5 protein-coding genes are annotated in these 11,675 nt (G+C 58.8%); 4 read left to right on the top strand and 1 reads right to left on the bottom strand.

Annotated features, from left to right (window positions below):
- Window positions 1-419: 419 nt before the first annotated feature.
- Together E0F99_RS10465 and E0F99_RS10460 are read left to right on the top strand one after the other, a co-directional pair.
- Window positions 420-1,433 carry an AI-2E family transporter gene (locus E0F99_RS10465; protein ID WP_083355506.1) on the top strand — a complete coding sequence of 338 codons (1,014 nt, stop codon included), beginning with the start codon at window positions 420-422 and terminating at the stop codon, window positions 1,431-1,433.
- Window positions 1,434-1,476: 43 nt separating this feature from the next.
- The gene (locus E0F99_RS10460; protein WP_083355505.1) at window positions 1,477-2,055 is read left to right on the top strand and encodes a hypothetical protein; all 579 of its coding nucleotides are present in this window, start codon (window positions 1,477-1,479) and stop codon (window positions 2,053-2,055) included.
- 76 nt (window positions 2,056-2,131) lie between these two features.
- On the opposite strand, the gene E0F99_RS10455 is transcribed toward E0F99_RS10460, so the two are convergent.
- Window positions 2,132-3,400, bottom strand: coding sequence for an Hsp70 family protein (locus E0F99_RS10455; protein WP_083355504.1), 1,269 nt, complete (start codon window positions 3,398-3,400; stop codon window positions 2,132-2,134).
- Between the two features lie 238 nt (window positions 3,401-3,638).
- On the opposite strand from E0F99_RS10455, the gene E0F99_RS10450 reads away from it, so the two are divergent.
- Both E0F99_RS10450 and E0F99_RS10445 read left to right on the top strand, forming a co-directional pair.
- Window positions 3,639-4,580: a DnaJ C-terminal domain-containing protein gene (locus tag E0F99_RS10450; RefSeq protein ID WP_083355503.1), complete on the top strand. Its 942-nt coding sequence runs from the start codon at window positions 3,639-3,641 to the stop codon at window positions 4,578-4,580.
- Between the two features lie 81 nt (window positions 4,581-4,661).
- Window positions 4,662-11,660: an NEL-type E3 ubiquitin ligase domain-containing protein gene (locus E0F99_RS10445; protein WP_083355502.1), complete on the top strand. Its 6,999-nt coding sequence runs from the start codon at window positions 4,662-4,664 to the stop codon at window positions 11,658-11,660.
- Window positions 11,661-11,675 lie beyond the last annotated feature (15 nt).

Raw genomic sequence — 11,675 nt, 5'->3', positions numbered from 1 at the left:
GCTTTAGCGACATCCACACCGATGATTGATTGCGAGACAGTCATTGCCATGAAAAACGCTCCGGGTTAGGGTTTGCAGGCTTGTCGGGGCTTCACCATTGCGCTGGCTTGCTTCTATCGTCGGTCATAGCCGATGCATTCCTTATCGGCGCTTTGGTGAAGGGGTGGGGCGAAGTCTCCCACGGTCTGTACTGGCTAGAGTCAGATGCTGGCTTTTAGTCCCACCACCCCAACAAGTCTAACCATACAAGCTGGCTTGCCTGCGATAGCATCACCTCGGTAGGTCTGATAAACCGAGGCGCCTGTATCGCGGGCAAGCCTGGCTCCCACACTTGATCGCATTCACAACCGGACCTCTCGCTTGATTCCCTCAAGGCTGGCAGACTGCCCTTCCTTTAACGCCGTTCGTTTTGAGGCTGTATGCCAACGTTTTCTCAGCGTCACGTGTTGTTGCTGGTCAGTTGCATCATCATTTTCGGTGGATTACTGCTGGTCTTGCCGCTCAAGCTGCTGCCCAGCCTGTTGGCCGGGCTGCTGGTCTATGAGCTGGTCAACATGCTCACCCCGCAGTTGCAGCGGCTGATCGAAGGCCGCCGTGCGCGTTGGCTCGCCGTGGCATTACTCGGCACTTTGATCGTCAGCGTGCTGACCCTTATTTTCGCCGGCGCCATCAGCTTCCTGCTCCATGAAGCGGAAAATCCCGGGGCGTCCCTGGACAAATTCATGGGCGTGGTCGACCGCGCGCGCGGCCAGTTGCCGCCGTTTCTCGACGCCTACCTGCCCGCCAGCGCCGCTGAATTCCGCGTGGCCATCGGCGACTGGCTGAGCAAGCACCTGAGCGAACTGCAATTGGTCGGCAAAGACGCCGCGCACATGTTCGTCACCCTGCTGATCGGCATGGTGCTCGGCGCGATTATCGCGCTGCAACGTGTGCCCGACCTGACCAAGCGCAAACCGCTGGCCGCCGCGCTGTTCGACCGCCTGCACCTGCTGGTCCAGGCCTTTCGCAACATCGTTTTTGCTCAGATCAAAATTGCCGCGCTCAACACCCTGTTCACCGCGATCTTCCTCGCCGTGGTGCTGCCGCTGTGCGGGATTCACCTGCCGCTGAGCAAAACCCTGATCGTGCTGACCTTCCTGCTCGGCCTGCTGCCGGTGATCGGCAACCTGATGTCCAACACCCTGATCACCATCGTCGCACTGTCGATTTCGATCTGGGTGGCGGTGGCGGCGCTGGGGTATTTGATCGTGATCCACAAGGTCGAGTACTTCCTCAACGCGCGGATTGTGGGCGGGCAGATCAGTGCCAAATCGTGGGAGTTGCTGCTGGCGATGCTGGTGTTTGAAGCCGCATTCGGTCTGCCGGGTGTAGTGGCGGGGCCGATCTACTATGCGTACTTGAAGAGTGAGCTGAAGCTGGCGGGAATGGTTTGACGCAATAACCAGAACTTTAAAGGGAATTAGGGGGAAATCAGCAGTGAGCGACAATATCTACGCTCCGCCAACGGCGGAGCTGACCGAGACGGGAAAGACGTCTTCAGAGTTTTACGTCATTTCCAAAACCAAGCTGTTGGTACTCAGCTTCCTCAGTTTTGGGCTTTATACCTATATCTGGTCGTATAAGAACTGGAGCGTGTACAAGAAAGCCCACCAGTTGGATATCTGGCCTCTGGCCCGCGCCATTTTCTTTATTTTCTTTATGCACCAGCTGTATCGCCGTGCCGACGATCGCGTTGCGCGCAGCGGCCGAAAGTTCGACTTTGACTTCGAACAGTGGGCAACCGTGTTCGTGGTGGTGACGGTAGGTGCCAGGGTTTTCGAAATGGCGGCTAACCGCATCGAGACCTGGTTTGCCTACAAACCCCTGGCGATCCTGGCGGTGCCCTTGTGCGCCTATATCCTTCAACAGGCCCAGGGGCTGATCAATTTTGCGGCCGGTGATCCCGAGGGGCAGAGCAACGCGCGCTTTAACCTGTGGAACTACCTGGTGATCGTGCCGGGCGCGATCATGTGGTGCCTGACGCTGATGGGGCTGTGGGCGATTTATCACCGCTAGGCTTGCAGGCGTAAAGGTGGGGGCGAGCAACCCCGCTCCCACCGTTGATTTTCTGTTTCAGTGAGATCGGGACCGGTCAGTTGCCGTAACGCTTGCTGGCCTCAATCGCCAAACCGCTGCCGATACTGCCGAAGATATTCCCTTCCACATGCCGCGCGTTCGGCAACATCGCCGAAATGCTGTGGCGCAGTGCCGGAATGCCGCTGGAGCCGCCGGTAAAGAACACCGTGTCCACTTGCGCCACGTCCACCGATGCATCGGTCAGCAACTGCGTGACGCTGTTGCGCACGCGCTCCAGCAGCCCATCAATGGCCGACTCGAACAGTGCCCGGCTCAGTTCCACACTCAACCCCGGCTCAACCCGGTCGAGCAGCACATGGCGGCTGTCTTCGTGGGTCAGCTGGATCTTGGTTTCTTCCACTTCCATGGCCAGCCAGTGCCCGGCGCGTTGCTCGATCAGCTTGAACAGGCGGTCGATGCCGCCGGTGTCTTCGATGTCGTAGCGCATGCTGCCCAGGGCCAGCTGGGATTTTTGCGAATACACCGAGTTGATGGTGTGCCAGGTGGCCAGGTTCATGTGGTGGCTGGTGGGCATGTAGGCGCCGCTTTTCATGCGGCTGCCGTAGCCGAACAACGGCATCATGCCTTGCAGGCTGAGCTGCTTGTCGAAGTCGGTACCGCCGATGTGCACACCGCCGGTAGCGAGGATGTCGCTTTGGCGGTTGTCGTTGTGACGACGGTCCGGTGACAGGCGCACCAGGGAAAAGTCGGACGTACCCCCGCCGATGTCGACGATCAGCACAAGCTCTTCTTTTTCAATGGTGGACTCGTAGTCGAAGGCGGCCGCGATCGGCTCGTACTGGAACGAGATGTCCTTGAAGCCGATTTTGCGCGCCACGTCGACCAGGGTGTTTTCTGCTTCTTGGTCGGCCATCGGGTCGTCATCGACAAAGAACACCGGGCGGCCCAGCACCACTTCTTCGAACTCACGGCCAGCGGTGGTCTCGGCGCGGCTCTTGAGTTGGCCGATAAACAGCGCCAGCAAGTCGGTGAACGGCATGGCCGTGCCGAGTACGCTGGTGTCGTGCTTGATCAGCTTGGAACCCAGCAGGCTCTTGAGCGAGCGCATCAGCCGGCCTTCGTAGTTTTCCAGGTATTCGTGCAGGGCCAGGCGCCCGTAGACCGGGCGGCGCTCCTCGAAGTTGAAGAACACCACCGACGGCAACGTGATCTTGTCGTCCTCCAGCGCGATAAGCGTCTCCTCGCCGGGGCGGATCCAGCCGACGGTGGAGTTGGACGTGCCGAAGTCGATACCGCAGGCACGGGCTGGGGATGGGTTTTTCATGTCTATCAGGTTCCGGTTGAAAAACGGCCGCGCAGTGTATGCCAGTCGAAGGCGGATGCGTAGGCCGACCATCCGTTAAATCGTGCTTGAAAGTGCGGGATTTGCCCCCACATCTGTTGCATACGGTTAGCGCCGATAACACTTTGACGCACCCTCAGGCCATAACACTCAACAGGTGCAAAGCAACGCACGTTGTGCCCCAGGCTGTGCGATCTCGATTAAGGATGGTGAACCGCTGATGGATTTCAAAGACTACTACAAGATCCTGGGTGTCGAGCCGACGGCCGATGACAAGGAAATCAAGGCCGCCTACCGCAAGCTCGCGCGCAAATATCACCCGGACGTGAGCAAGGAAAAAGACGCCGAAGAAAAATTCAAGGACGCGTCCGAAGCCTATGAAGCGCTTAAAAGCGCGGACAAGCGCGCGGAATACGATGAGCTGCGCAAATACGGCCAGCACGGCCAGCCGTTCCAGGGGCCGCCGGGCTGGCAGAGCCGTGGCGGTTATGGCGGCGGTGGCGGTGGCACTGAAGACTTCTCTGACTTCTTCAGCTCGATCTTCGGCAACCGTGGCGATGCCTTCGGTGGCGGCCAGCGTCGCCCTGCGGGGCGCAAGGGCCAGGACGTCGAGATGCAACTGACGGTGCACCTTGAAGAGACGCTGTCTACCGAGTCCAAGCAGATAAACTTCCAGGTGCCGCAATACGACGCGTCGGGCCGGCACGTCAGCAACACCACCAAGAGCCTTAACGTGAAGATCCCCGCCGGCGTGGCCGACGGTGAGCGCATCCGCCTCAAGGGTCAGGGTGCACCGGGCATTGGCGGCGGGGCGAATGGCGACCTGTACCTGATCATCAAGTTTGCGCCGCACCCCAAGTTTGAAGTGGACGGCGAAAACCTGATCATCAATCTGCCCCTGGCACCTTGGGAATTGGCGTTGGGCGCGGAAGTGGCAGTGCCGACCCTCACCGGCAAGATCAACCTCAAGGTGCCGGCCGGCAGCCAGAACGGTCAGCGCATGCGCGCCAAGGGCCATGGCTTGTCGAACAAGGCTGGGGAACGCGGCTATCTGTTTGTGCAGCTTAAGGTGGTCATGCCCAAGAGCAGCGATGAGGAGGTCAAGGCCTTGTGGCAGGAACTGGCGCAAAAAGCGGCGTTCAATCCGCGTGAGCATTTCTAATTCGCGTAATTATCTAGGGCGTTTCAGGTAGGGCGATCCGATAGGTTGGTTTTTTCACAGCCCGTCATGGATAGCCCTACTATGTCAGAACAACCCGTCACCTCCACCGCCGAAGGCAGCTTCAATGTTGACCTGCGCGGTGTTCACTACGACTTCCTCAAAGACCGCGTGCCCACCTGGTTCACCCAGGCCAGCAGCTCGCGTCAGGAAGAACTCGCCAGCCATGAAATGGAACTGCCCAGTTGGTACCTGACCGCCACGGCCCAGGAAAAGACCGCACTGGCTCAGAGCCACACCCGCTACCGTGAGACCTTGAACCAGGTCGAAAACACCTTGGGCGATATCAAGGATGTGCTCGCTTTTGCCGAGCAACCGCTTAAAGACGCGATCAAAAAACAGTTCAATCTGGACCTGGACGTGAAGAACGTTTACTTCGCGCGCAAATATGGGTTTAAAGGTCGCGATGACCTGCTCGGTGCGTTTGTTTTCGAGCAGCGAAGCGACCCGTCGCTACGCTATGAGTACCGGGGTGTTTCGCTGCTTGAGGCTGCCCTGGCCAATTTCGCGCCCGACGAAGCGCGAGCCGGTGCCTGCAACGATTGCCAGATCATCACCACTTGGAATGCGTATGACGGCGAAATCATCCCGACATTTTCGGCGGTCAATTCACAGGCCTTGCCCATCGCCCCCCACGAGTTTGCACAACTGTGCCGCAACCTGGACCTGGGGAAATTGTATCAAGAGCACATCAAGGCCATCGTCCAGCCCCAAGTTGTCATCGAACGCACGGCGTTGCATCAGCAACTGCAAGAGCACCAGCGCCAACTGTTGGCGCTAAGTGCCGAAGTGGCGGCTAAGCAGCCCCAATGGGGCATCAGCGTCGATGCGTACCGCATGATCAAGCAAGTCATCACTGACCCAGGCAGTGCCACCCTTGATGGCAAACCGGTGACGTTCGCCGTGCTGAAGGTGTTTGGCAATGTGCTGGCGGGGCCACTGCTGATCGGGCCGGCTCGTAAAGACAGTGACAGGACCGAGCGCCTGCTGGTGTACATCCCTAATGACCCGCAGCAGCCGCTCAAGGAATATGCCTCCAGCGGCGAGTTCATGGCTGACCTTAGGACTCGCTTGCACAGTGCGTCGTACCGGCGCTTTTTCAGCCGTTTCGTGCCTCAGGGTGGGCAGGGCTTCTTTTTTCAGCATTTCAATCGTTTGTACAAACCCGCCAACGGTAAGGGGGCGGGCGGCGATTACCCGCTGGCGTCAAAGCCGGTGCATTTGCCCTTGGATGAACTGTACGTCAACGGCAACCTGTGGGAGCAGCTGCGCGAGACCCAGGTGCGCAAGATTCTGGCCGATGCCCGCGCGGTGGCCGTGCCCACCGACGACGAAGACCGCAAGGCCCGCATGGATCGGCTGGCAAGCTTCGCGGACGCGGTGATCAGCGTGTTCAACCTTGGCGCTTTTGTGGTGCCTGGGTTGGGGCCGATCATGCTGGCGGTGGGCGCGGCGCAGATGTGCACTGAGGTGTATGAAGGCATCGAAGCCTATGAGCAAGGCGATCTGAAAACGATGTGGGCGCACTTTTCCAGCGTTGCCCTTAATGCGGCGATGCTGGTCACCGGGGCCAAGGTGCTGCCCGCAGTCAAATGGGTGAGTTCGATCGACCCCCTCAAACCGGTTACGCTGCCAAACGGCAAGCAGGTGTTGTGGAAGCCAGATCTTACGCCTTACAAGGTGCCCCCTCCCGACCTGCCTCCGGGCGCCAAGCCGGACACTCAGGGGCTTTACCAGCACAATGGGCAGACGGTGTTGCCCCATGAAGGTGATCACTATCAGGTCCGTCAGGAGCCGGACACTGGCCAGTACCGTATCCAGCACCCCAGCCGGGCCGGTGCTTATGAACCGCAACTGGAACATAACCACGCCGGCGCCTGGAGTCATGAAGTCGAGGCGCCGTTGACTTGGGACAAGCCGACACTGATGAGGCGCCTGGGCCTGAACGAGCGTGGGCTCGACACCCCGACCCTGGAGCAGGCTCGCATCGCCAGCGGCGTCGAGGAAGACACGTTGCGCCAGACCTTTGTCGAGCATGAGCGGGTGCCCTTGCTGCTGGAGGATACGATTGAGCACTTCAAGGCCCATCAGGAACTGACGACCTTTGTCGAGCAAATGCGCAGCAGCGACCCGGCGGTCTACGCCCAGGCGGACCCGGCGTTGCAAATGCAGATGATGCAGCGTCGTGGGATGTTGCCTGTTGAGACGCGCATGCGTGTCATGAGCAGCGATGGCAGGACGCTTTGGGAGGATGACGCCCCCGTTACCTCCGCCAGGCGCGTGGTGGTTGTCACTCAACGCCAGCTGGAGCGCGGCGAGTTACTCAAGGAGGTGTTGAATACGTTGCAAGGCGTTGACCCCACCTTGAAGGAAATCCCGGGCGAGGCCGAAGACACTCTGGAGGTACGGGCCGGCAAACTACGCAAGTACCTCGGCGATACGGTGCAGATGTTCAAAGGTCCGTTGGTGGAGGAACGCTACAAGGCGTCGACCGTCTCGCGCGATCCCGACCTGCACTGGATACTGGCGAGCTACCCCAAGCTGCCGACATCAATGGCCGCGCATTTGCTCAAGACGCTCGGCGCCGAACAACGGTTAGCCTTGCGCCGCACCGGGCTGCTGCCTGAAGCGCAAGCCGAGCAGGCACGATGGTGTGAGCAGGAAACACGGGTGTCCCGTGCCTATGAGGGGCTGCACCTGGACACACTGGCAAGCATCGACAGCCAGCGCCTGGCCTTGCGCAGCCTGGAAGCGTTGCCGGGGTGGCCACGGGGAACGCGGGTGGAACTGCGTCAATATTCGGCCGAGGGCCTGTTGCTGGACGCCATTGGTTCGCCGGACTGGCCGCAGACCAAGGTGTTGGTGCAAATGGACAATGGTCTATTCAAGGCGCAATTACCCCGAGATTTCTACACCGCGACGTGGGAGGCGTTGTCGACGACAGAGCGTCAAGGCCTCGGGTTTACCGATGCACAGCAGTTGAAGGCCGCGATCCAGCAAGCGCCTCTGCCTCGTGAGCCGCTGCGCACGGTGTTGCTGGAGCATCCGGTGCGCAGGCCAGCGGTTGACCCGACACTGCGCCTGCTGGGCGGGGGGCGTGGTTTTCGACAGTTGTTAGGCCGCGTTTTGGGGCCTTCAGAGGCGTCGATAAAAGCGCGGGTCCGCACGCTGTACCGCACCTTGGATGAACAGGGAATCAATGACGTTATCCAGTCATTTGGTACACATGTGGAACGTGGGCTGAAACTTCGCGAAGCCGAATTCAATACGGTGCAGATGGAGTTGGCTGCTTGGGTTAAAGCGAATACACCGCAATCGGGACGGGTGGGCGCCTTTGATACAGCGCCTTACATCGCCAGGACAATCATGAGCCATTGGCGTCGTGAGGCTAGCGGCCCTCTGCAGTTGATAATGGGGGGGCTGGAATTGCCGATATTGAGCGCCGACTTCAGTCATGTCGAGGCGCTGGAGCTTCACGATGTCAGGTGGTCTGACAGCGCGGATGCTTTCCTTCGCAAATTCACCCACGTCAACGGTTTGAGCATTAGCCGCAGCAGGCTCACCGAATTACCCCGCGTTGTCGGTGACATGATCCACCTGACGTCGTTGAGTCTGCACTCCAACCACCTTCGGCTAACCCCACAAAGCGCCAGGGTGCTGGGGTCTCTGGGCAACCTTGAAGAGCTCTACCTGGCCAATAACGCGTTGAGGATTTGCCCGGACTTCAGCAGCATGGCACGGTTGAGAAACCTGAATTTGAGAAATACACAGCTTGAGCAGTGGCCAACGGGACTGGATGCACACACGGATCTAAATTTCGTTGACTTGAGCGACAACCTTTTGCGTGAGGTGCCCGAGCAATATCTTAACCCTGCGGATGAGCAGCTCGGCGCGACTGCGCGACTCAATGGCGTCACGCTGCTTGAAGGCAACCCATTCCCTGCTGATTACTGGCAACACTTCGATGACTACTGGCGACGCCTCAATCAGGCCCTTCCGGACTTGGTGAAAAACGCTCGTAAGGGTGCGTTTGACAGTGGCAACCCCAAGCTTGAAAAGATGCGGCGCCTGTACCCGAACAAGCGTACGCAAGAAGCCAGGGCGTTGATCTGGAGTTGGGGCGCGGGAGCCGATGCGGAACTGGCCAGGCTTGAATTGGAATTCAATACCGTGGAGCGGCAGTTGGACGCCTGGACGTTCTCTGGCGGGGGAGAGCGACAACGCTACGTGCGGGCCAACCAACGACAAGCCAACGCTGGGGCCATGGACCATCGTTACCAGGCCCAGAACCGTATTCTCGCGTGCTGGCGCCGGGAAACCCCGCAAATGTTGGCCAAAGATGGGACGCCTATCGGCCTGGAACTGGATCTCAGTGACTTGAACCTGCCCAGCCTGCCCGACCTTGATGTGGATTTCAGCCATGTTGGCTCACTGAAATTAAACAACATGGGGCTCAGCGTTTCGCCCGAAGGGTTCCTGGCGCGCTACCGGCACTTGCGTTGGTTGGAGATGGCCAATAACCGACTGACGGAACTGCCACCGGCGCTGGGGGAAATGCATGGCCTGACCCGTTTGACGTTGAATGACAACCAGATCCGCCTGACGGCCGACACGGCGCGGATTCTATCGGAGCGGGTCACGCTGCGAGCGTTGTGGCTGCACAATAACTCGCTCGGTATCACGCCGGACTTTAGCCGGATCACCGACATGCGCTCTCTCAGCCTGATAAACGCGGGCATTGATACCTGGCCCGTCGGTTTGCTCGAGCAACCGTTGTTGAATCAGGTAGCGCTGAGTCATAACGCCCTCACGACTATTCCAGACGCCGTCATTGCGCCGTCTAACGAACAGTTAGCGCAGGCGGTACGGGTTAATAGCGTGACGACGGTCTCTGGAAATCCATTCACCGCGCAGACCCTGGATCAGGTCAGGGCCTACAACACGCGACTTGAAGGTGCAGGGCTGGTGACCCCGGGCAGGCCGAACCGCTTGGGCGTTACCGCGCTGGAGACCGGTGTTATGCCTGGCGCGCCCCCGCAGGCGCCGTTCTTACGCTGGACTACCGGGCTGCCTGCGGATCAGGTTGCAACGCGAAGCACCCAATGGGCCAGCTTACACGGGCAACCAGATGGGGAGGGTTTTTTCAACCTACTCAACGATCTGGATGTGGGGGTGGCTGAGCGTGAAGAACTTCAGCGTCGAGTCTGGGAGGTGATCGATGGCATCACTGAAAACAGCGCCGAGTCGGAGCAATTGCGCAAGGATATGTTTGAGTGGGCAGGCAAGCGCGCCTGTTGTGATCGGGCGGCCTTGACCTTCAGTAATCTGGAAATTCTGTTGATGGTGCACAAAGCCAAGGCTCTGGCGCTGACGCAGGGCGTGAACCAGGGCGTGGCGTTGACCACGCTCGCCAGAGGCTTGTTCCGCCTGGATGAAGTGGAGGCGATCGCGCTAAGGGATATCGATCAGCGCAGAACCGCGATCAACAACCAGCAAGGCTTGACGCCCGTCCAAAAGGTACAGGCGCTTGCGCTGCTTGAAGAGGTGGAGATCAGGTTGGCTTATCGCCACGGCCTCAAGGACCGGCTCGATTTGCCGGGGCAGCCTCAACACACGCGATTCACCGGTTTGGGCAATGTCACCCCAGCAATGCTGGAGGATGCTTACCAGCGCGTGATCAGTCGGGATAATTCTGTGCAAGAGTTTGACGCGCTGGTGGCCAGAGATTTCTGGAAAGACTACGTGACGAACAAACACCGCAACGCTTTTGAAGCGCAGAACGAGCCCTACCAAAAACAACTGGCGCAGTTGCAGCGCGATTTTGAGTCCGGCAAGTTATCCAAAGCGGTCTATGACGTTAATGCTGAGCAGGCGCAATCGCTGTCTGCTGTTGACGAGCTGACGTTGATCGAAACATTGACTCGCCAGGAAATCGCGCAGGCGCGGGTTTCAGGGGAAAACCTTGAAGCATTGGTTGAGCGACGCGCGGGCGCACCGCGTGAGTTACTGCTCTCAGAGGCGCGAGCCATCGAGTTTGAAGGTAGACAATACTTTGTTGCGAGCATGCCTGATGGGGACGGCGAGCATTACGTGTTGTGGGTGCAGGCGCCGGATAACCCGTATGTTTTGGTCAGTAGTGGGGTGATCGCCAAGCCCGATATTATCGGGGTCTGGAAGCGTCAACGCACGCCGGGAGGGATGAAGTCAGAGAGTTCCGGCAGTGAGTATGAAGATGCACCCGAGTCTATGCCGATGCTTCCCTACACGGCGGACGAACTCAGTCTCATGAGGCAGGAGGTTCATTTTACGAGCGCGCCTAATCGAATCGGGAGTTATAACCGCGCGAACAACGGAAAATACCCGCTCAGGGATTATCAAGGCCGACCGATACGTATTCGAAAGCTGCAAAAAAGTGTTGAGCTGGCGTCAGGGGTTAAATACACCTCAGATCAAATCAAACCTTTCATTAAGTTCGAAGGGTATGAGGAGGTGGGCGCACGTTATGAAGAGAAATTGCAGCGGCGTTCGTTCACTGCGCAGGATATGAAGGTGCCCGAAGAAAAGTCGCTGATAGGGCAGAACATGGTGGTGGCCAACAGGCTTATCGCCAAAGGGGAAATCGTCGGCGTTTACGGCGGGACAGTGCTTCCCTCCGGGTTTTTCGGCCCCTCAGGTCAAACCTATACCATGCTCGTCAGTCCGCCACCGGCCCTTGGGGGCTTCGAGCTTGGCGAGCCGCGGGTTCACCTGTCGGGAGACAACATCCTCTCCAGAATCAACACCAATTTTGAATATGACGCAAATGGCCAACCGGTACGTCAGGCCGCAGGGGGTTATAACGTGGAGGGCGTGGCCTTCCCCATTGAGGCGGATATGTTGCTGGGCGTGGGGCCTGGAGCAACAACCAAAAGAAAGAACTTTATACTGACGGCGGTATTTGCAACCGAAAACATACCGGCGGGCGTCGAGCTGCGAATAGATTATCAATACACTGAAGCCATGATAAAAACGCAGTTTGCCTAACGCTGCTTTACCGCT

The sequence above is a fragment of the Pseudomonas antarctica genome (genome assembly GCF_900624995.1).
Taxonomy (GTDB): domain Bacteria; phylum Pseudomonadota; class Gammaproteobacteria; order Pseudomonadales; family Pseudomonadaceae; genus Aquipseudomonas; species Aquipseudomonas antarctica.
The sequence above is the reverse complement of the archived record's forward strand: the minus strand, read 5'-3'. Positions and strand labels throughout refer to the sequence as shown.